The organism is Kribbella sp. NPDC050820 (assembly GCF_040653975.1).
Lineage (GTDB): Bacteria > Actinomycetota > Actinomycetes > Propionibacteriales > Kribbellaceae > Kribbella.
In genome coordinates, this window is sequence record NZ_JBFAHB010000068.1 from 1 (window position 1) to 20,989 (window position 20,989).

A 20,989-nucleotide genomic window follows, 5' to 3' on the forward strand; every position below is an offset into this window, starting at 1 on the left:
GCTTGGGCACAGCCCAAGCCGCGACAGAACCGACCGATCCATACCCATCGACTCGCGACAATGACCATGGTTTGGCAGCAGTCCACGGAGCAGCGACAGAGCAAATTCCGACGACTCGGCCCTGAGCTCGTGACCACATGGCAGCGGTGCCTGGCCGGGCTTCCCGACATGGACCACACCCAGCCGGAGAAGCTGCTGCGCGGCCAGGGCGCCATCGCGATGGCCGAGTCCGTCGAGGCCGTCCGCTCCTGAGAAGCAGCGCGGCGGCGTGTTCGGTATCGCCCAGCAGATGGCGACCTGCCTCGGCTCCAGCCGCGTCGCGCCCTGGGTCAACCCCGGCCCGACCCCGCGGCCGGAGTTCAACCCGCACCAGCTCGTACGACGCGGCGGCACCCTCTACAGGCTCTCCCGGGAAGGCGCTGGCAACGCCGGGCCGCTCGTCACCGCGCTCACCGTCGCCGTCGTCAAAGCCGCCGAGGACTACGCCACCACCTGCCCCGGCGGCCGCCTCCGCGGTGGCATGCTCTGGTTCCGTGGGTCGTTCTGGGATGAGTGGTCTGCGCCGAGCGGGACAGGGCGGAAGACGTCACTGCTGGCGTGCAGCTCGAGCTCGTGCGCCGCGACGATCGGATGGTGAAACATCGGAGGAACCATGATGCAGTGGTGCGCCGGGCAGATCCGGTCCGAGACGTCGATCGACAGACCAGGCGCGGGGCCCGCAACCCGCGGCGCGGGGCGTCATCAGCGCTCATCGCAGCGCGCGAGCGGGCACATGCACCCCGACGCCGGGTAGGGTCTGCTCTCGGCCGGACGAGCGAGTCCGGCGGGGAGGAAGGAACACCAGATGTTGCGTGCCGGGTTTGCCCTGCTCGCCGTACCACTGCTGGTCAGCTGCGGCAGCTCCGCTGAGCAGAGCGTCGCGCCACCGACGGCATCGCCGATAGTCTCGGCGGCTCCCGCATCACCGGCGCCAACTCCTGCGGCGACGCCGTCACGAGCCGCATCGCCGCGGCCGACTGCCACGCCGCGGCAGGACGATCTCGCGCGGCTGGTCGTCCGATCCGCCACCTTCACCAGACGATCCTCTCGGGACTGGGATCGGGAACGGGTCGGTCCGTTCGACGCCGAGCGGTTCGTCAGCAAGCTGTCCGGGACGCCGGAGGAGGATCGAAAGCTGCTCGCCCGGACCGGATTCGTCCGCGGCTACGTCAGTATCCGCATGTCGTCCGACGACCGACGACTGGTTGTGTACTTGTACCGGTTCCGTTCTCATGAGGGCGCGGTAACCCTCCAGGACCGCTTCTGGGACCAGTACGAGCACGGCGATACGTTCACGGTTCGGGGAATCTCCCGCACCTGGACGGATTCAGGACTCTTCAAGAAGTCGTCTCCCACCCGCTTCACGGCAACTGCGAACGCGAACTTTGTCGTCGGCAACGTCCTCGCCCAGGTGTCGGTGACCGAGTCAAGCGAGACCAGCGAAGGCCTCCGCCCCGACACCCAACTCGCCGCCACCATTTCGAAACTCCAGCACGATCTCCTCAAGGCCGCCGGCTGATCCGTCAACCGCAGCGGATGGCCGCGGAGACATGCGCGCAGGTCCTCGCCGGGTGCGAGCAGGCGGGGGCCGGACGGCTGTGCGCCGGCCAAGCTCGGCTCTCCGCAGACTGTTGCTGAGAGCACCTTCGAGCGGTTGAAGTCCCGTCGTGCTCACCTGCCGGATGGCTCGACACCTTGACGGCACCGCGTTCTCCAAAGATCCTCCAATCCCCAGCATGGTCGTAGCACTGATGGTGGCCTCCTCGGGCTCGCACTCTTCGTGGGTCGATGCGCAAGGTGCGCAGAAAGAGACGGCCGCTGGGCTTACGCGGGTGTTGAGAAGCGATCGTTTCTTAACACCCCGACCCGACAACCCGGCTGATGTCGATGTCCGAAACCGTCTGCACGGGTCCAGCGCTGCGAAGTGCCGGTTGCAGGCGAGTGCGAGTCATGGCGGTGTACCGAAGTGGCCTGCGTTGGCGTCACAGCTCGTGACTGTTGAGGCAACACGGACCAGGATGCATCCCAGGACGTGTACCTCCTGTCTAGGGCCCGACGACAATGGGCGGCCGCTCTACCCCGCCTTCAGGTCGAGGCCGATGCCGGACGGGGCCAGTAGGGTCAGCTGGTTGTAGTCGATGGTGTAGGAGACCGCGGGCCCGAGGGTGGCCAGCATTGCGGCCTGGACCTCGGCGGTTTCGGATGTGCAGGTGTGGGCGGTGGTGGCGACGTCGCTGAAGCTCAGTTCTGTGTTGTTGCGGGTGATGGTGCCGGAGAGTTCGTTGCATCCCGTCCAGCCGGTCAGGCGCTCGCCGTCGAGGGTGATCCAGGCCTGCTCCGCGTGATAGCGGTGGTGGCGCACGTCGGCGTTGGTGATGGTGGTGACGACCTCCCACCTGATCCCGTCGAGCGGGAAGTCGGGTTCGGCGACCTTCCGGTCCAGCAGCGTGATCGTCGTACCGCCTGAGGTCAGGGTGAGCTCGTCACCGTTCAGCCGCCAGGAGGGTTTGCTCGTCAGGAATGTCTTCAACCATTCCTCCTGATCCCGTAGCGGCGGTTGGCAGCCGACCTGGGTGCCGCCGAGTCCGTCGATCCACAGGCTCCCGTCGGCCAGCAGTTCGCCGGCTGCGACGGCTGTGCCCATGCGGTTGCAACCGACGTGCGCTCGCACGACGTCGTACACCCGTGGCCCGTCCGCGTTCTTGTTGGGCACTCGCGCGAACTGGAGCCGGATACGCGTCTTCGGCACCAGCTGCTTGGGTTCGCCATCCTCAGTGACTGCGGTGGACAGATACGCCTTGCCCATCGGCGTACTGGCCGATCCGTCCAGTCGCCCGATCGCGGATCGGAACTCGCGCAGTCGGTCCAGGAGTACGCCGGCCCCGCCGGCCGCCTGGTCCTGGATACCTGACCGGTGTAGGGAGAACCGGCCGTCCGGTTCGACGCGGATCATCGTGCTGGCTCCGTATGTGGGGACCTGCTCGCGGAGGTGGTCGGCGTCGATGATCACGGTTTCGGCCGGGAACTGCGCACGGGCTTCGGCGGCGGAGGCGGCCGGAGCTTCGCCGGTCCGGTTGGCGCTACTTCCATACAGGAAGGGGAAGCTCGTCCACAGAAACGCCAGTCGCCCCCAGGAGCCGTCGAAGAACAGCATCCAGCCGTCCTGGATGGCCGGCGCCAGCCACTCGGGCATCGTCGGGTCCGACCGAATCGGCGCCAGCACGGAGATTCGCTCGGCGAGAGCGAAGTCGATCGCGGCGAGAGTGTCGGTCCCGACGTCGAGGTACCGGAACAGCTGATCGTGCGCGGCTTCCGAGTGGACCGAGATTCCGACCGGCTGGTCGACTGGGCGATCCTTCAGACGATTGATCGCACGGGCATCACGAGCCACCACGCCGTACGTCATCGGACTGGGCCTGGTCACCACAACAGCCACACCACCACGCAGTACCTCAACCGCCCGAAGTTCCGCACGATCGAGCTCAGGCAGGTCCATCTCCGACATACCCCAAGTATCGGCTGGGTGAAGGCGGGCGGACCATCGCGGGAGGGCAGCAGAAGATGCCGCTCGCAAGCTATGGGGTCCTGGCTGGACGGTTCCGGCGCCGCCAAGTTGGGCCGCAATCACCTTCGACAACGCGTACGTACCGGATCGGTCGATGCGAGCCGACCGGCTCGTTCCCCCCCCGCTCACCCGGGCGACACCACCGACCTCACCGGGATCGCTCCCGCGGTGGTCATCACGCCCGAGCTCGACCGGTTGCACGCCGAGGGCAAGCGGTACGCACGACGGCTGCGCGAAGCAGGCGCGTTGGTCGAGCATGTCGACGTCCCACAAGCCCATCACGGATATGACATGAACGACGCCGACAAGGCCTGCCAGAGCTACGCACTGATCGCCCGCTACGTCAGTAGCCACTGAACGCGCCGCTTAGGAAGTGGTCAGAACATGGTGTTGTCGTTCTGGGAGGTCGGTGGTACGACCTGGAGGACGTCCCAGTGTTCGACGATCTTTCCGTTCTGGTCGAAGCGGAAGATGTCGATGCCCGCATAGTCTTCGTCGGGCCAGGTCTGGTGGCAGTGCACGACGACGTGGTCGCCTTCGGCGAAGGCGCGCTTGTAGGTGACGTGCTTGCCGGGGCACTCGGCCGCGATGCGCTCGAAGTAGTCGACGAACGCCTGCTTGCCGTCGCCGACATGCGGATTGTTCTGGACGTAGGTGTCGCCGACGTACCGCTCGATGGCCTCGCCAGGTCGGCACTCGTTGAACATCAGGTCGTGGCCCCGAGGCATCCGATGCCTCGGGGCCACAGAGTTGAGCCCTTCTTCAGCGTCAGTGGCGGCTACCGATTCAGGACGTTGACAACCGCGGTCGCCTTGACCGAGGTTCCAGCAACGGTTCCGAGCACGATGAACCAGCCCTCCTTGCCGACCATGTCTGAGGTAACTGGTTCCCAGGTCACATCGACCGATCCGGTCGTGCCGTCACTGTAGACGGCCTCGGTCTGGGCAGGCAGCGATGGAAGGTCGCCGACCTTGGTATCGACGGCAACCGACTTGAAATCGACGATTGCCTTTGGCTTCTGTACCTCGAACACGCCGAACTCGGCCAACCCGCACTCTGCACCGCTCGGGTTGTTGTAGGTGTTGTCCGGATCGATGGTGAATTTCACCCAGCTTGTCTTGACGGGAGTGTCGAGTGTCACGATGTTGTCCGGCTGGCCGTCCCATTTGAGTCCGGTGATCTTCTTGCTGCCGCCTTCCCACTCCAGCACGCCTTCGACGATCTGGTTGACGTCATGGCCGCGGTCGACCAGGTTGACGCGGTCGATCTCCACGGGTGACGGGAACTGGAGCTTGATCCACGGGGTCCGGTCGGTCTGCTTCGCGGCCCAGGACGTAGCTTTGTTGCCGTCCGTCGCCTTCGTCCCCAGGTAGCGGTCGTCCTGGTTGTTGCCGTCCGGGACACCGTTTCGGTCGCGGACGGAGGAAACCGTGACCGTGGCCGTGGCCGCGATATTGCTGCTTTGGGCCACGATCGTCGCCGGGCTGGATTCCACTGCCACTCCGTCCAGCGTCACGACCGCTTTGGCGGTCGCCTGGAACGCGGTGGCGACAGGTTCCTTCAACACGATGGTGTTGCTGCCCGGTACGGCTTGCAGTCTGCTGTCGCTGAGCACGTACTCGGCTTTGCCTTCGACAGGTTGGCCTTTTCGCCGGTGCTCAGAGTTCCCTCGATCGATCCGACGATTGGTTCGTTCACCTTGATGGAACTGCTGCTCAACGCGAGCTTCACGCCTTTCAGGAACACCGGGAAGGACATCCGTCCGTCCGCATCCACGTCGACGTAGACGTAGTCGCTGGCGCGGTAGCCGCCCAGCTCCGCGGTGACGTTGATCCGTGCCCTGCCCGCCCCGGCCGACGACAACACCTTGTCCGCACCGACGGTCACGACGGACGAGGTGTCGCTGGTGATCGTGAGCTCGGCGTCTTTCAGGTCAACAGGTGCACCGAGAAAGGAGGAGCCCTTCACGTCGATCGTTGCCGTCTGGCCGTCCGCGGCGGCTTGTGGGTGAAGCTCGAGAGTGCCCAGGGCCGTCAGGTCTCGCAACGACTGCAGTCGGACTTCGAGTACGTCGATCGGACTGCCGTCCTGGCCGCCACCCGGGAAGGAGATTCGGACGTACCGGGCGTGCACGCTGGGCTTCGCGGGATCGACCGGATAGTTGTAGTACAGGCCTTCCTGTTCCCACGCATACAAGGTTGTGTTGCTGCGCGGAACAGCCAGTGTGTTCCTCGAGGTCGGCAGCCCGGCGCCGGACAATGTGGTCGTTTCGTTGCCGGTGGTCCAGTGGGAGCCGTCGGCGCTGTACTCGATCTTCACCTTCTTCGGCACGTTGTAGTACGTGACGTTGTCGGCGTTCGGTATGTGGTGGTTGAAGAAGATGTTGACCCGCGAGAGGTCCTGCATCGTGCGCAGGTCGTAGGTGATGCTCGGATTCTCATCGCCTGCCGGCGCCCGCCACTTGGCGAGGTTGCCGCCGGTCGTGTCGTTGATCGTTCCGTCGGACAGCAGCCTCGCATGGCCGGTGTCGGTGCTCACCTTTGGCGTAATTCCGGCGGCGGAATTGGCGGCCGGAAGCAGCGTGATGTAGTTCCGGGTCGACGTGTAGGTCTTCCCGTTCACCGTGACGTCGGCCCAGTAGCTGTACATCGTCGGGCTGGAAACAGTGCCGGTGAACCGCATCGTGTTGCCGTTGACAACGAACGGAGTTCGGTCGGCGGGCACCTCGGTGACCACGACCTTCCCTGTGGGGTTGTCACGCTTGCCGTCGACCGTCGCATAGTGGTACTTGACGTTCGAGGCGTCGAGGATGTCGATCTCGCCGCCCTTCTGGGTGAAGCCCTTGAACGTGACCGGAATGTCCTTGTTGGTCGGGAACTCTCCCCAGAACTGCGCACCGTTGGTGAACATGTTCACGCCGACAACGGGAAGGGTGGTCGAGATCGCACGGTTGTGCACCTTGACCGGATAGGTGTCGGTCCGGACCTGCGGCGGATTCACGCCGTCGTCGTAGGTTGCCGTTGCGGTGATGGTCGCGGCGCCGTCACCAACGGCCGTGACCAGGCCGGTTGCCGCGCTGACAGTCGCGACCTGCTGGTTGTCGCTCGTGAATTTGAGCCGGGCCGGCGCGAACACGTTCGTGTAGTTGTTCATGTAGCTCTCGGCGCGAAGCTGCAGGGTCTCCGGCGAGGTCTGGCTGCTGAAGAGCTTGACGCTCGTCAGCTTGTAGTTTCTGACCGGGTTCTGCGTCGAAACCTTGAGGACGGTGTCAACGGGATCGGCGACCAGGTCGCTTGTGTCGATGGAAATGTAGTACTTCTCGTTCACCTTGGCCGTGGTGAAGGGCAGCGCCACACCCTTGTTCAGCCACTCGACCTTGTCGACCGGATAGTCGAACGGCCCGATCTGGCGCAGCTCGGCCTGACCGGTGAATCCCGTCTTCGCGACGCCGGCGATCTGGTTCTTGATCATGTGCATGTAGACGTACTGGTCGCGGGCCATGGCGTAGCCCCAGTCCGGCCCTTGGCCGTGCGCGATCGCCTTTTGCGGGTCGGTGTACCAGCCGGGCTTGAGGGTGTAGTCCATGGTGTACGGCGTGGTGCCGTACATCGACTCGCGCAGATCAGGTCCGCGCTCGTTGTCCATCCACCTCACGATCGAAGTCCGCATGTCCGACAGTTGCTGCGAGGAGATCGGCACCATCGAGAAGATGTTCGTGTTGTCCAGGTTGCTGCTCAGATTGTCCATGCCCCGGGTCACGGTGATGGACGAGTCGTAATTCATGACATAACCGTGACCGTACTGGTTGATGAGTTCCTTGGTGGCTTCGATCCAGTTGTCACGTTCGTTGCCCTTGGCGTACTGCGTCCAGACGTCCAGCGCCGTCGTGTACGGGTCGTTCCATTCCTCGTGGGCAACCTTGCGGCCTTGCCGGAGGATCCCGGTACGCCAACCGCCATCGTTGTACGGCTCGCTGTTCCAGAACGGACGCTCGTACAGGGTGATGTCCTGATCGCCGGTCTGCGCGTTGGGGTTCGAGTCGATGAGCACCCGGTCGTTGTAGTTGCGGGCGGAACTCCACGCGACGTCGGGGTTGGAATAGCTCTCCGGTCCCCCGTCGGCGAACACGTACCACGGGTCGTATCGGGCGACCAGACCCTGGATGTCGCTCTCGAGGATCTCGGATCCTTCGTACAGCGACGACACGTACACGCCGAACTTCAACCCGTAACGCTCTGCAGCCTGCTTGGCCTGCATCACCCGGTCCCGCACGTGCCAACTGCCGTCGGCGGCCTGGAACAGAGCGTTGTACTTGTACAGCTTGTTGCTGTTGTCCGGGGTCAGGTTGGCGTTCGGCGATGGCCAGTAGTAGATGGTGTTCTGCAGGCTCTCGGTCGACAGCAGGGTCATGCCCATCTCTTTGGCTGTCTGTGCCCAGTCGTCGTAGTTGAAGTTCGGGTCGTACAGGTTCGGCATCGTGCCGGTCGTGTGGGACAGGGCCGACATCTTGCCGTCGATGAACCAGTCGACCGGGTTCTTCTTGACCGTGATGGTGTACGGCTTCGTCGTCGTGGCGCCGTGGCCGTCGGTCGCCTTGACGGTGAACGTGTAGTCCTTCTGTGATGCGCCGTGGGCGCCGTCCGAGACGGTGCCGTCGATGTGACCGTCGGATGCGAGCGTCAGGCCGGGCGGCAACTGGCCACCGGCAAGCGTCCAGGTGTAGCCGGGACTCCCGCCGGCCGCCTGGAAGGCGAAGGGAGACGCCTGCGGCGCGATGCTCGACGTGTTCCGGTTGCCGTCGATGGTTGCCACCATCCCGACATACGGGTTCTCGTCGTAGGCGTACGGCAGCGTGTTGGACGGGTAGTCGTTCGCCGGGACGTCCGCGTTGCGCGCGTCGAACGCGCTCCGGTCAACGCTCAGCCCCTCGGTGACGATGGTCAGCTGATCGTTGGCCACGTTCGGTCCGGTGACCGAGTACGTGAGCCCGGAAACAGTGTTGCCGGAACCGTCGCTGAGCCTCGTATAGAAACCAAGGAAATTCTTTCTGGTACCAGGGTTCTTGTGCTGCATCTCGATCAGCAGCTTGTTCCAGCCCTGGTGCAGCTGCACCGGGTATCTCGTACCGCCCTTGCCGACCCGGCTTGGGACGCGGTCCTGTTGCCCGACCGCGGCGTCGTTGGCGAAGAGCCGGTACAGACCCGATCCACCGACCTGCCACTGAACTGTTTGCGCGACAGGACTGTAGACGTAGCTTGCGGCCAGAACCCACTTGTCGACGGTCGGCCGGCCCTGCTTGACGTCGAAATAGCCCATCAGGTCGTTGTAGTCGTCGTAGTTCCGGTTGAAGATGCGGTCGTCGAAGTACTGCCAGGTGGATGTTTCGCTGCCGTTCGGACCAACCAGGGACGTGCCCAGGGCGGGAACGACGGGAGCAGCAGACTGCTCCACCACCGGATCGGTGTAAGGACCCGACACCGCCCACTGGTTCAGGTACGGCGCGTTTCCAGTCGTCTGAGCCGCACGGGCCTGCGGCCCAGACAGAACGCTGCCGGCGGCCGCAAGTGCGAGCACAATCGCAGCTGCCACGACGCCGGGCAGGATCTTTCGTCGTCTCCTCACGCTACCTCCTTGTTTGTCGAGATAATCGATGCCCGACCGCCGGGGACCTCACCAGCCCATCCCGACGGTCGACTCTCGGGATTCTTCTTGAGCGGTGCGCCGCCTATTGATGGCAGCGGTCAACTGCAAGACCCAACCGCCTCACGACGTCAGCGAAACCACGGTGCCGGTGCGCCGCGCCTCCTCGGCTGCGAACACCACCCGGTGGCTCGCCATGCTCTGAGCAATGCTCGTCGAGAGCGCCTCGGGCGTGGCATTTCGAAGCGCCGAAATGAACTCCTCGACCAGCCCGGCGTCGCCGCCGCCGTGCCCACTCGCCGCCGCAAAGCCGAGCGCGTCAGTGTCGTACTCGGTGGTTTTTAGCGTCCTGAAGTCGTACACGCTGATCATCTGCCCGTCGCCGGTGATGTGCCCGGCGGTGCCGAAAATGCGAGTCTTGCGGTTCGCGGCCTCACAGAACGCCGAGAGCGTGAAGCTCGCGAGCCGCCCGTCAGTGAACTCGAGTTGCACGGTCTGGTGGTCGACGACGTCGTTGTCGCAGAGATACGCGCACCGCCCCCACGGCCCGGTTTCGAGCGCCCGGTCGATCGCCTCCGGCGCCACCTCCCCCGCCATGACGAGCGCGTTGTACTCCTCGGGCGAGCCCGGGTTGTTCAGCCCGCTGCGATAGAACCGCACCGCCGAGTAGGCACAATCCGGTTCGACCGCACAGCTCACACAGCGGTCGGACGCCCCGGTCGGACGCGACTCTGACCGAAAATGCCCGAGCGATCCGAATGACGTCACCCGCTGAACCGGCCGACCCATGATGTAGAGCAACCAGTCGATGTCGTGACAAGACTTCGCCAGCAACAGGCTGTTGGTGTCGGCCGACCGACGCCAGTTGCCCCGCACAAACGAGTGCGCGAAGTGCAGGTGCCCGATCGGCTCGAGGTGCTCGATCTGCATGATGTCGCCGATGGCGCCGCTGTCGATAAGTTCACGAAGTTTCCGCGTGTACGACGTGTACCGCATCACGTGGCACACGGTGATGCTGACACCGTTCTCGGCGGCAGCGGCCTCGATGTCGTCGCAATCGGCCTGACTCGTCGCGATCGGCTTCTCGAGCAAGATGTCGTAGCCCGCCTCGGCCAACGCCACGCTCGCCTCGCGGTGATCTCGATCGAGCAGGCTCACGATGACGGCGTCAGCGATGCGCGGTTGCGTGAGGAGTTCGCGCCAGTCCGAGAAGACCTGCGCAGTCGGAAATTGGCTGATGACGCGGGCCGTCGTCGTCGGGTTCGGCTCGGCAATTGCCACGATTTCGACGCCGGGGATCGCGGCTGCGGCCGTCGCGTACGCCTGCCCGCGCATTCCGGCTCCAGCCACGGCAAGACGGATGCCTCGCGCCGAGGCGCGGACACGGTTATCCCTTTGTTGCCCCACCGAGCAATCCCTTCACAAAGTATTTCTGCAAGAAGATGAACAAGATGAGAATCGGAATCGTGGCGAGCACCATGTACGCGAACACCGCGCCGTAGTTCGAGACGTGTTCGCTGATTTGGCGGTACATGCCGACGGTGATGGTGCTTCCGTTGGCCGGGCCAAGAATGATCAGCGGGGTAATGAAGTCATTCCACAGGCCGACCGCAACGAAAATGATGACGCTCGCGCCGGCGGGGCTCAGCAATGGGAACACGATCGACCAGAACGTACGGACCGGTCCAGCACCATCCATCGCCGCGGCCTCTTCGAGCTCTTTCGGGATGGTTCGCATGAACCCCGTGAACACCAGCACGCCGAACGGCAGGCTACCGGCCACGTAGAGCACGATCAGCCCGAACACCGAGCCAATCAACCCAAAATCTCGCATCATGCGCAGCAACGGGAGCAACGTCGTGGCGGGCGGGATCATGAGGCCTAGTGGAATGATGACCCACAGCATCTTGGCGAACCATCCGGTTGACCGCACCATGTAGTGCGCCATCATCGCAGCGATCATGGTCGAGAGCAGGGTGCCGACGACGGTGATTTGAACACTGTTGATCAGGCCGGTCCAGAACAACCCGTCCGGGCGGGTGAGGACATCGACGAAGTTTCGCCAGGTCAACGGCATGGTCGGTAGGCCCGGGTACCGGTAGATGGCGTCCTGCGTCTTGAACGCGTTCAGGACCATGAGGTAGATCGGGTAGATGAACAGAGCAGTCACGACCAGCGCGATCAGCGTGCGCGTCAGCCCAGCGCGACCGGCTTCGATCTGGCTGTTGATCTGCCGACGGCCCCGGGGAGTAGGGCCGGTGCCGGCGGCGCCTCCGCCGCCGCTGGTGCGGCCGGTGCCGGCGCTCGTGCGGCTACCTATGCCGGTGTCCACGGTCACAGGTCCACCTCCCTGCGGCGCATAATTCGAATAGAGAGCAACGAGATCGCAGCGATGATGAGGAACATGACAGCGGCCTTTGCGGCGCCGTAGCCCACCGCACCGGCGTCGATACCGGTTCGCACGACGTCGAATGCGAGCGTCGAGGTCGTGCCGACGCCCGGCCCGCCGTTCGTCATGACTTTGACCTGGTCGTAAATCTTGAATCCGCCGATCATCGACAGGACGGTCATGATGGTGACCGACGGGGCAAGCAGTGGCCAAGTGATGGTGCGGAACCTCCTGAGGGGCCCAGCACCGTCGATCGAGGCGGCCTCGAGCAGTTCCTTCGGAATGCTCTGCAGCCCGGCGAGGTACAGGACGACGCACGTGCCAACGGCCTGCCATGCGGTGATCCATCCAACGCTGTACAGCGCGAGCGACGGATCAGAAAGCCATCCGGGCGGGTTGGTCACCCCGAACGACCGCAGCGATGCGTTGACCAACCCGTCGTCTTTCAGCATCTGTTGCCAGATCACCGCGACGACCACCGACGACAAGATGACGGGAATGAAGAACACCGCACGCATCACGTTGAACGCCCACCCCACGCGGTCGAGCAGAACGGCAATCCCGAGGCCAAGCGCGTTCGGCACGACGATGCAGATCAGGGCAAGGATCACCGTGTTCTGGAGCGTCTGCAAATAGGCCGGATCGGTGAACAACCGACCATAGTTGTCGAACCACACGAACGATGTGGTGGGTCTGTAGGCGTCCTCGTTGGTGAAGCTCGACCAGAGCGCGACCAGCAGTGGCCAGAGGACGAACACCGCGTAGAGCACGGCGCCGGGGAGCGCAAACAAGAGGAAGTGAAGAGGATTGCGCGGAGCCGACTGGTGCTTTTTCTGCGTTTGCATACGTGAGGCCTTTTCGCGACGAGGGGATGGGCCGTGCCGGCACCATCCCCTCACTCGGGTTGAGGTGGTACGGCTACTTTTGCGCCGCAGCGTATTGCTCGTCGAGGTACTGCGCGAACTGCTCAGGCGTTTTCTTGCCTGTCAGCAGGTCGACATTCGCCGCAGTCATCAGGTCCGAGAATCCCGGCGGCAGTGCACCATCACCAGTGATGTTGGCCCAGGCGGGAACCGTCGCATCGGCTGCAACAGCCGCGTCGTAGGCCTTCACCGTTTCCTTGTAGACCGCACCGACATTGTCGGGGAACTTATAGTCCTTGATCGTCACGATATCCCCGTCGGTGATGACTCCCAAGTCACGGTTTTGCCTGTCGGTAGCGAATGCCAACGACCACTTCTTGGCGAGCTCCACGTCCTTCGACTTCGCATTCACGTTCATTCCCGCGCCGCTGACGGTCGGGAAGGCCGCCTTGCCGGCATCGCTCGGCCAGCCGAAGACACCAATGTTGGTCAGCTTTGCCTTGTCAGCGGCGGCCGCAAACCACGAACCCATCGGGTACATCGCAGCCTTGCCGGCGAGGAACGCCTGCTCGAGGTCAGCGTAGGAGCGCGTCATCGCGTCTTTGTCGCCATACCCGTTCTGGGCGAGGTTCTGCACCTTCTTGGCCGCGGCGACAAACACAGGGTCAGTGAACTTCACCTCGCCCTTCGTGCGTTTGAGGAACCAGCCCGGGTCAACGGTGAGGACGTCGGCGGCAACCGCAGACACCAGCGCGAAGGTGGTCGCCCAGGTGTCTTTGCCGCCGCCACCGATTTCGAACGGGGCGATGCCGGCCGCCTTCAACTTCGCGCAGTCATCGAGCAGCTCCGAGTAGGTTTTCGGCGCCTCGCTGATGCCGGCCTTCGCGAAAAGGTCCTTGTTGTAGTACACCAGCGGAATCGCCTGCGCGCCGACGGCGATGCCGTAGAACTTGCCGTTGATCGTGCCCGACGTGAAGTCGGTGACTCCGGCCTTTTCCATCTCGTCGCGGGTGTACTCAGCGAGCATGCCCTTCTGCGCAAGGCCGTTCGCGATCCCCGTCGCGAAGATGTCAGGTGCCTGTCCAGACGCGAACAGCTGCTGCGCGTAGGCCGGGGTATTCTCGCCGACGACCTTCTTGATCGTGACGCCCGGCACCTTCTCGGAGGCGCGAGCGATCGCGTCATCCCAGTACTTCGCAGTGAGGTTCGGCGTTTCGGAAACGAGGAAGGTCAGTGTGACCTTGTCGCCGGAACTGGAGGGCTCCGAGCCGCTAGCTGTGCACCCGGTGAGGGCTAGAGCCCACGCGGCAACAGTGGCCATCAACACGGACTGCTTGGTACGCCGTCGTGTACGCATTTTGTCTCTTTCGTGGTGTTTTGGCGCGCGTGTGCCAACTGAGGCGTCAGCGTCGCGCGGTTATCCAGATTCCCTGTAATGCACCGTCTGGGTGCTGCTAATGTCGGTCGCCAAATTCAAGCGGCCCTGTCGAGTTGTTCCTCGATGACGTCCGGCAGTCCGACGCCGGGTTCGGTCGGTGCCGCGACGGTGCCGTCGGGTCCGATGCAGTCCTCGGTCACGATGGGGTTGCTGGTCACCAGCGACTCGTAGTAGCTGGTGTTTGCGATCGCCATGCACAAGTGGCGGCTTTCCGGGCCGCCGCCGTGCACCTCGGCCCTGAGCCTGAAGGCGTCCGCAAGGTGCGCGATCCGCAGCGCACCGGTCAGGCCGCCCTTGTAGCGGGCACTCGTGCGAACGTAGGTCGCGCAGCCACTCGCGACGAAGTCGCCCATGTTGTAGTGGGCGCCGTCCGAGGTTTCCCCGACCAGCAACGGAATGGACACGCGCTCGCTCAGCCACCGGTACGCCGTGATGCTGAACTCACGCATCGGCTCCTCGTACCAGCGGTACCCCGCGTCGCCGAGGGCACGGCCCAGGTAGACGGCGTCCGCGAGATCGAACCCGGCCGAGCCGTCGTACATCAACTCGACCTTGTCGCCGACATGCTCGCGCAGCGCGCAAGCGAGCTCCGCGTCACGCCGCGCGTCGCCCCAAGCGTGCAACTTGATCGCGGTGAATCCCCGCTCCAGGCACTGGTCGGCCACCTCGAGGAACTCCCCGACCGTCGCAAAGGTGGTCGTCGACGCGTACGCCGGGATGCTGCGCCGGAACGTACCCATCAATTCGTGCACCGGCATGCCCGCCCGCCGGCCGGCCATGTCCCACAGCGCCACGTCGACCAGGCCCAGCGCATAGATCGGAAACTCCTCGATGCGGTCCAGCTCCCAGACTGCATGCCACAACAGCTCACGGTCAGCCGCGTCTCGACCGAGCAGCGCTTCGGCCAGCAATCGGCGAGTGATGTCACCGACGATCGCCCCGTGCGGGTCGAACGCCCGACCCTGCGCACCGTCGTCGGTCGTGATCACCAGCACCGCACCCGTGCTGTCGCCCGCCGGCGAGCCCGGCAGACCCTCCCGCCATCGAAACGCCGGACGCGCGGCCGGGATCACAACCGGACGCACGTCCACGCTCGCTATCCTCACTTGTCTTCCCATAAGACGTCATAACAGCACATGTCTAACGACAGGACAAGATGTGGAGTAGACTTGCCTGAGACTTCGACTGGAAGGTGAGCGGGTTGCCAATGAGCACCAATTCCGGACTCCGCAAGGGCGAACGCGTGTCGCGGCGATCGCTACGTCTGGCCACGACGGTTGTAGAGGACCTCATCGACGCCGTGGTGAGCGGTCGCCTCACGGCGGGCGAGGCGCTGCCCGGCGAGCAGGCGCTCTGCGACGAGTTCGGCGTGAGCAGGATCGTCATCCGGGAGGCGCTTCAGTCCCTGCAGCAGCGAGGCATGGTGACCATCCGGCAGGGCCATGGCACAGTCGTCGCGCCGATGACACAGTGGAACCCGCTGGACGATGACGTCCTCGACGCGCGAATCCGCCACGACAACTCACTCACCGTGCTGGACAACCTGGTACACGTTCGCGTCGCACTGGAGTCTGAGATGGCCGCCGCGGCGGCCAGCCGCCGCTCCGACGCGCAGGCAGCCGAACTGCGACACCTGATCGAGCAACTGAGCAACGCTCTCAACGACCCCGCCCGCTATCTCGACCTCGATCTACAGTTCCACGACGCCGTCATGGCACTGTCCGGCAACGACATCGGGCAGGCCATCGCCGCAAGCTTCCACGGCCACGCCCGAGACAGCAGGCGGTACTCAGGAACCACGCCCACCGACAAACAACTGCGACACGCACAGACCGGCCACACCGCGATCGCAGCAGCGATCGAGGCCGGCGATCCCGAGGCAGCGCGCACCGCAATGCGCACACACATCCTCGAAGCCTGGCGCATCAAGACCAACTCCCCCGATGCCCGGCCGAGCCAGACCTCGTAGCCGTACTGGTCCTCGGAGGAATTGGGCCATGGAAGGACGTCACCGATGAGCAGGTTCCGTCCGGTGGTCCTGGTGAGCGTCTTGCGCGAGGGTCAGGAGGATGCCTACGAGGCCGCTCACCAACGAATCCCAGCGGATCTCCACGCGTCCCTCACCGGAGCCGGCGTAAGGGACTGGGCGATTTGGCGCGACGGACGGACGCTCCTCCATCTTGTCGACGTGGATGACTTCGCCCTTTTGGAGCAGAGGTTGGCCGGTGACCCGGTCAATGATCGCTGGCAGGCGGAGATGGCAGTTTTCGTCGAGCGCTTCGAAGAGGTCGCGGCGATTCCCGTGCTCTCCGCACCGGCCTTGGTCTGGTCGATGCGGCTGCAGGAAGCAAGCGACACCGGGCGAGCTCGGGCAGCTGAACAAGGTGGTGCTGGAGTCGGCGAGGAACGAGGAGATGACCGAGCACCTCGGCCATGAGACATGGCCAGCCGGTCGCGGGCTACGTCCGCAACGGGGCCCGTTCCAAGACCGTGCTGACCGAGAACTCCGGCGCGGTCGAGATCGACGTACCGCGGGACCCGGCGGCGGCGCGGGGATGCTGGGGCTTTCAGGCGAGGGCGGGCGGGAACGTGTCGGCAAGCCCTGGGCCGGATCTCGGTTCAGATTGGCCGAGGACTTATGTGGCGGAGCCGGAAGCTTCTCCGGCAGTCGCTGTCCCACTTCCTGCCGACCGACCTTCGCCAGGTGGAGGAAATCCTCGAGTGCCGTCGCTTCGTCGAGACCACTACGACGCAGCTGGCAGCGCAGCCGGGCCACCCCGCCGCACGTGAAGTCGCTCCGCGAAGCCGCGCAACTGACTGCCGACGCCGCGCAAGCCGGGGACCTCGAGTCCTTCAACTGTGCCGACGAGAAGTTCCAGGGCGCGATCGGCAGGGCGTCGTCCAGCATGTTCCTGTGCACAGCAGCATCTGGATGTCGCGGTGGCGATCGCGGCAGGTGACGAGCTGCGCCGCGGCCCTGATGGCGGAACACATCGACACCACACTCGAGCAGTTCAAGCAGGAGATCAACAGCCGCCTCTTTCCCGCACACAGCACTCCACGACCGGCGCCGCAGCACCGGGCGAAACCTGAGGCCGCGTTGCTCGGTCGGGTCAGCGCCCCGCCAGGCTCTGGCTGGGGCGAGGCGCTGACCGTCGCGGTCGTCACAGTTCCGCGGCCGCCTTACCTCCCGTTGATGGCCACCTCGAGGAGGTCCGCCGTCGAGCCGTTCGATCCGCCGTCGAAGACCAACCTGACGTACTGGCCGTGCGCATTCACCGGGTACTGGTTGTAGTAGCCGAAGTACGCCGTGCCGGTCGGGCCGTTGACGGTACTGACATCGCTCCAGCTCGCTCCGTCGAGGCTGGTCTGAATCTTGAGCGTCTTGGGCGTGTTCAGATACCGCTGGTTCAGCGAGTTGAAGTTCACGTTGATGTTCGCGATATCGGCCGGTGCCGGCAGCTTGTACTGGATCCAGGCCGGTTCACCCCCCGCAACGGACCACTTCGAGCTGTCGAAGTTCCCTGCGTCGATGGCCTTTCCGTCGGTCAGGTTCCTCAGAGCCTCCGGGTCGTGGCTGGCGGAGGCTTCGGCCGTCTTGGCCAGGTTGCGATACGGCTGGAGGTCCAGGAAGACGCGGTTGGTCGTGAACATCTTGCCGTCGAGAGTGATGTCTGCCCAGACGACGCCTCTTGTGAGCTTTTCGACCTGCGGAGTGACGATCTTGTTCTTCTCGAACTTGAAGGTGTCCACTTCCTTGATGGCGACCGGCGTGTAGTTGCTGCCGCCGGCGAGATCGACGATACCGCCGTGCCATCTGATCTGGGCCGCGTCCAATCCGATCGCTCCACCTTTGGCCGACGTGCCTTCGAGCTCGTACCGAAGCCCGTCGGTCAGGCCGAACTCGCCATACGTCTCTTTTCCACCGACCAGCAGGGATGCGCCGATCAGGTCCTCGCCGACGTAGACAACCTGACCCTTGACCCTGACCTTCAACGCACCGCGCTTCGTCACGCCCTCATGGGTGCCGGACACCGTGATCGTGGTTGTGCCGTCCGACACCGGAGTCACGATTCCCGAAGGACTGACCTGCGCCACCCCAGGATCGGTGCTGCTGTAGGTGACCGCAGAAAGGTTGGCCTTGAGGGCAGGGAACGTCATGTATCCCTCGGCCTTGACTCGCAGCACTCCGGGTGCCAGCCGCTCGCCGCTCGCGACGACGTTGGTCAGTCGGTAGTGCCGCATCGGGTTGTCGGTCACGATCTTGATGATCGTGTCGATCGGATCTTCCGCGACGTTGGCAAGGTTGACAGTGAGGCTGTCGCCCTGCTGGCTGAACGACGTGACCGGGACGTCGCTGTTCAGCCAACTCACCGAGGTCACCCGATCGTTGACCGGGCGAATCGTCAGAGATCTTCCCTTGATCGCGTCGAACCCCTTCTTGCCGTCGGGGCCTTTGATGATGTGCAGATAGATGTTGTTGTCCCTGGCAGTCGCGTAACCCCACTGCGGTCCGGTCGTGGTGTTCGGGAACGCGAACTTCTCGTAGTTCCCCCGCCCGTCGTCCTCGTAGCCGTAGCCTGACAGGAAGTACGGCGTCGTGCCGGTGGTGGACTCGTGCCTCTCAGGCCTGCCCGTCGGAGCGAACCAGTCGGCCAGGTTCTCTCTGACGTCGATGAATTCCTGGACGCCCTTCGGGTACCGGGTGGCGATTTCGGTGGGTGAGTTCCAGTTGGGTCCGCGGCTGTCGATGACCGACTGGTCGTTGTTGTCGACATAGCCACGGCCCGCGTTCATGACCATCTCCTGGGTTACCAGCCGGAAATCGTCGCGCTGACCGTAGTACGGAGATGCCTGATACTTCGTGTGAATCATCTTCCAGGGTTCCATCGGCGCGCGCTTGACCAGGTGGTTCTTGCCCGCGTTCGCGAAGATGCCGGAGGCTTCGCCGGTCCGCAGGTCTGGGTCGCCGTACTCTGCGCCCCAGGCGTTCGAGTCGATGATGATGTCGGGGCTGTGGTCGCGCACGGCGCTGTACATCACGTCGTAGTTGGCGTTGGGCATCGCCTGTGGACCATCGAAGTAGAGGTACGTCGGGTCGTATCGCCGGATGAGGTCTTCCACGTTCTGCACGAAGACGTCGGTGGAGAAGTGCTGCAGGCCACCGCCCTCGGTGGCGTAGTACAGACCGAATTTCATCCCGTGGCGCTTGACGGCCTGCTCGTACTGCTTCAGCCCGTCGACTACCTTGCCGCTGCTGTCCTTGGGGAGGTAGAGCTGCCTGATGTGTTGTGGATCGGCGAACTTGGAGGGCCAGAAGTAGTTCTGCTGCAGGGACTCGATCGAGACGAGCGAGTGCCCTTGACGCTTGGCTCGCGCTGCCCATCGGTCGACCGAGTAGTTCGGATCCACGAAGTAGTTGTACGTCGGGGTGGCGTGCGTCAGCGCACCGACCCGGCCTTCCTCGAACCACTTGTTCGGGCGCTCCTTCACCGTGGTGGTGAACGGCTTTGTGGCGGTCTGTCCCGCGCGGTCGGTCACCTGAACGGTGAAGTGGTAGTCACCGGTTGCGGCGGCGCGGCTGATGATGCCCTTGGTGCTGTTCAGGTCGGCGTTCCCGCCGACCAGGCCGTCCGCGATCGTGCCGTCGGCGTTGAGTTCCAGTCCGTCGGGCAGCCGGCCGTCGATGATCTTCCAGGTGTAGCCGGGTTCGCCTCCGGCGGCCATGAACTGGAAGGCGGACGCCGCCACGCCGTGCTTCGCCGTGGTGATCGATTTGTTCCAGACGTACGGCCATTCCTTGTATCCGGTCGGCATGTCGTTCTTCGGGAAGGGCGCCTTGAGCGGGTCGTTCGTCGACAGTCCCTGGGAAACGATCTCCAAGGACGAGGCCGGCCCGGTGACGGAATTCGCGAGGCCGCCGAGCTGGTTGCCGTACTGGTCTGCAACTCGTCCGTAGAACCCGAGGAAGGCGACGTTGTGGTCCTTGCCGATCGGAACGCCGTTCGAGTTGACGTCCGCGGTGAAGGTGTGCTTGATCTGGAGCATCAGCTTGTTCCACCCTTGCTGCAGGTGAATCGCTTGCTTGGTCAGATCCTTCTGCACTTCCACGGGCGTGCTCGGGGGCGTCATACAGCGGTCGTTGACGTAGATTCGGTACGACCCGCTCGCTCCGACATTGAAGTAGGCGTCCTGGGCGACCGGACTGTAGACGTACGTGTTCGCGTATACGTACTTGTTCCTGGTGTCGACACCCTTCTTGACGGCGTAGTACCCGTACAGGTCCTGGTAGTCGTCGTAATTTCGGTTGTAGATCCGGTCGTCGAAGTACTCCCAGGCACGGCTTTCGGCACCGAAGCCGAGCGACTCGCCGAGCTTCGGCGCGATCTTGACCTTCCCGTCGACCGGTTCCGGCCGGTCGTACACCTCGACCTCGGACAGTCCAGTGATCGAAGGGTACGGCGCTCGTCCCTTGTCGATCTCGATTCTCATCTCGACGACGTTCTTCAGCCCGGGCTGCGCGGAGTACACGGTCGGCGCGGCTGGGCTGGCGGACGTGCTGTCGACCCTGCCCGACTCCACGGAACTCCCGTCGGCGAGGGTGAAGGTGATGTGATACCAGCTGTTCACATGCCGCGAGTCGCCCCACTGCGCGATGCGCACCTCATTCAAGGGGATAGGAGTGCTCCAGGTGAACTTCACCCACGGGCTGGAGTCGTTCTGGGTGACCCACTGCTTGCTGGTGGTCCCGTCGACCAGATAGGACACGGGGTTCACCGCAAGAGTCGACGACGAAGCCGTGATTCCGGACGCCCGCGCGGCGTAGTTCACGGCCTCTCCGGCCTCACACTCGTAGGCCTTGTCGGCCACCGGCGAGTCGAACGGACCCGACACCAGCCACGAGTTGATGAACGGAGCGCTTCCCGGCACCTGCTGTGCGTAGGCCTTCGTCCTGGGTGGGCCGAGCAGCAATGACGTTCCGATCATCGCCGCGACAGCTAGTAGACAGGCAATTCTTCTGTGTCTCACGATCAAACTCCTTGGTGGGTGGGCCG

The 20,989-nt window shown here is 64.1% G+C and carries 16 protein-coding genes and 1 pseudogene; 7 read left to right on the forward strand and 10 right to left on the reverse strand.

All coding sequences use genetic code 11. The annotated features are described in order from the left end of the window. Positions 1 to 129: 129 nt before the first annotated feature. The 3 genes from AB0H36_RS37785 to AB0H36_RS37795 all read left to right on the forward strand — a co-directional run bounded on the left by AB0H36_RS37785 (position 130) and on the right by AB0H36_RS37795 (position 1,558). Entirely contained in the window at positions 130 to 252 is a 123-nt protein-coding gene (locus AB0H36_RS37785; protein WP_360534985.1) for a hypothetical protein, read from the forward strand. A 16-nt stretch (positions 253 to 268) separates the two neighbouring features. Beyond that, positions 269 to 637 carry a hypothetical protein gene (locus AB0H36_RS37790; protein WP_360534987.1) on the forward strand — a complete coding sequence of 123 codons (369 nt, stop codon included), beginning with the start codon at positions 269 to 271 and terminating at the stop codon, positions 635 to 637. Between the two features lie 207 nt (positions 638 to 844). Next, entirely contained in the window at positions 845 to 1,558 is a 714-nt protein-coding gene (locus AB0H36_RS37795; protein ID WP_360534989.1) for a hypothetical protein, read from the forward strand. Positions 1,559 to 2,113: 555 nt separating this feature from the next. Here the strand turns inward: AB0H36_RS37795 and AB0H36_RS37800 are convergent. After that, positions 2,114 to 3,544, reverse strand: a complete 1,431-nt coding sequence (locus tag AB0H36_RS37800; RefSeq protein ID WP_360534991.1) for an META domain-containing protein — start codon at positions 3,542 to 3,544, stop codon at positions 2,114 to 2,116. A gap of 72 nt (positions 3,545 to 3,616) precedes the next feature. Between AB0H36_RS37800 and AB0H36_RS37805 the strand changes: the two genes are divergently transcribed. Then, on the forward strand, positions 3,617 to 3,961 hold the full coding sequence (locus AB0H36_RS37805; protein WP_360534993.1) for an alpha/beta hydrolase: 345 nt from the start codon (positions 3,617 to 3,619) through the stop codon (positions 3,959 to 3,961). Between the two features lie 20 nt (positions 3,962 to 3,981). On the opposite strand, the gene AB0H36_RS37810 is transcribed toward AB0H36_RS37805, so the two are convergent. The 8 genes from AB0H36_RS37810 to AB0H36_RS37845 all read right to left on the reverse strand — a co-directional run bounded on the left by AB0H36_RS37810 (position 3,982) and on the right by AB0H36_RS37845 (position 15,025). Further along, complete coding sequence (locus AB0H36_RS37810; RefSeq protein ID WP_360534995.1) at positions 3,982 to 4,332, reverse strand: nuclear transport factor 2 family protein; 351 nt, start codon at positions 4,330 to 4,332, stop codon at positions 3,982 to 3,984. Between the two features lie 50 nt (positions 4,333 to 4,382). Further along, positions 4,383 to 5,219, reverse strand: a complete 837-nt coding sequence (locus tag AB0H36_RS37815; RefSeq protein WP_360534997.1) for an Ig-like domain-containing protein — start codon at positions 5,217 to 5,219, stop codon at positions 4,383 to 4,385. Next, complete coding sequence (locus tag AB0H36_RS37820) at positions 5,165 to 9,226, reverse strand: putative Ig domain-containing protein (RefSeq protein WP_360534999.1); 4,062 nt, start codon at positions 9,224 to 9,226, stop codon at positions 5,165 to 5,167. The genes AB0H36_RS37815 and AB0H36_RS37820 overlap by 55 nt, the downstream gene beginning before the upstream one ends. Positions 9,227 to 9,367: 141 nt before the next feature. Further along, entirely contained in the window at positions 9,368 to 10,651 is a 1,284-nt protein-coding gene (locus AB0H36_RS37825) for a Gfo/Idh/MocA family oxidoreductase (RefSeq protein ID WP_360535001.1), read from the reverse strand. After that, positions 10,632 to 11,582, reverse strand: a complete 951-nt coding sequence (locus AB0H36_RS37830) for a carbohydrate ABC transporter permease (protein ID WP_360535003.1) — start codon at positions 11,580 to 11,582, stop codon at positions 10,632 to 10,634. Before AB0H36_RS37830 ends, AB0H36_RS37825 begins: the two co-directional genes overlap by 20 nt. Further along, positions 11,579 to 12,478, reverse strand: coding sequence for a sugar ABC transporter permease (locus AB0H36_RS37835; RefSeq protein WP_360535005.1), 900 nt, complete (start codon positions 12,476 to 12,478; stop codon positions 11,579 to 11,581). The genes AB0H36_RS37830 and AB0H36_RS37835 overlap by 4 nt, the downstream gene beginning before the upstream one ends. A gap of 73 nt (positions 12,479 to 12,551) precedes the next feature. Further along, entirely contained in the window at positions 12,552 to 13,817 is a 1,266-nt protein-coding gene (locus AB0H36_RS37840) for an extracellular solute-binding protein (protein WP_360535007.1), read from the reverse strand. Between the two features lie 152 nt (positions 13,818 to 13,969). Next, positions 13,970 to 15,025, reverse strand: a complete 1,056-nt coding sequence (locus AB0H36_RS37845; RefSeq protein ID WP_360535009.1) for an enolase C-terminal domain-like protein — start codon at positions 15,023 to 15,025, stop codon at positions 13,970 to 13,972. A 116-nt stretch (positions 15,026 to 15,141) separates the two neighbouring features. On the opposite strand from AB0H36_RS37845, the gene AB0H36_RS37850 reads away from it, so the two are divergent. From AB0H36_RS37850 to AB0H36_RS37860, 3 genes and pseudogenes are all read left to right on the forward strand, one after another. Then, positions 15,142 to 15,903 (forward strand): FadR/GntR family transcriptional regulator, encoded by a 762-nt coding sequence (locus tag AB0H36_RS37850; protein WP_360535011.1) that lies wholly within the window; start codon positions 15,142 to 15,144, stop codon positions 15,901 to 15,903. 45 nt (positions 15,904 to 15,948) lie between these two features. Next, positions 15,949 to 16,371: an L-rhamnose mutarotase gene (locus AB0H36_RS37855; RefSeq protein WP_360535013.1), complete on the forward strand. Its 423-nt coding sequence runs from the start codon at positions 15,949 to 15,951 to the stop codon at positions 16,369 to 16,371. Then, positions 16,295 to 16,478: pseudogene (locus AB0H36_RS37860) on the forward strand (transposase); the annotation flags it as partial. The gene AB0H36_RS37855 and the pseudogene AB0H36_RS37860, both read left to right, overlap by 77 nt. 639 nt (positions 16,479 to 17,117) lie before the next feature. On the opposite strand, the gene AB0H36_RS37865 reads toward AB0H36_RS37860, so the two are convergent. Then, complete coding sequence (locus AB0H36_RS37865; protein ID WP_360535015.1) at positions 17,118 to 20,963, reverse strand: discoidin domain-containing protein; 3,846 nt, start codon at positions 20,961 to 20,963, stop codon at positions 17,118 to 17,120. Positions 20,964 to 20,989: the final 26 nt, after the last annotated feature.

Coding starts and splice junctions, on each gene's coding strand:
- AB0H36_RS37795 (WP_360534989.1), top strand. CDS start 845: ATGTTGCGTGCCGGGTTTGCCCTGCTCGCCGTACCACTGCTGGTCAGC.
- AB0H36_RS37800 (WP_360534991.1), bottom strand. CDS start 3,544: ATGTCGGAGATGGACCTGCCTGAGCTCGATCGTGCGGAACTTCGGGCG.
- AB0H36_RS37805 (WP_360534993.1), top strand. CDS start 3,617: ATGGGGTCCTGGCTGGACGGTTCCGGCGCCGCCAAGTTGGGCCGCAAT.
- AB0H36_RS37810 (WP_360534995.1), bottom strand. CDS start 4,332: ATGCCTCGGGGCCACGACCTGATGTTCAACGAGTGCCGACCTGGCGAG.
- AB0H36_RS37835 (WP_360535005.1), bottom strand. CDS start 12,478: ATGCAAACGCAGAAAAAGCACCAGTCGGCTCCGCGCAATCCTCTTCAC.
- AB0H36_RS37840 (WP_360535007.1), bottom strand. CDS start 13,817: ATGGCCACTGTTGCCGCGTGGGCTCTAGCCCTCACCGGGTGCACAGCT.
- AB0H36_RS37850 (WP_360535011.1), top strand. CDS start 15,142: ATGAGCACCAATTCCGGACTCCGCAAGGGCGAACGCGTGTCGCGGCGA.
- AB0H36_RS37855 (WP_360535013.1), top strand. CDS start 15,949: ATGAGCAGGTTCCGTCCGGTGGTCCTGGTGAGCGTCTTGCGCGAGGGT.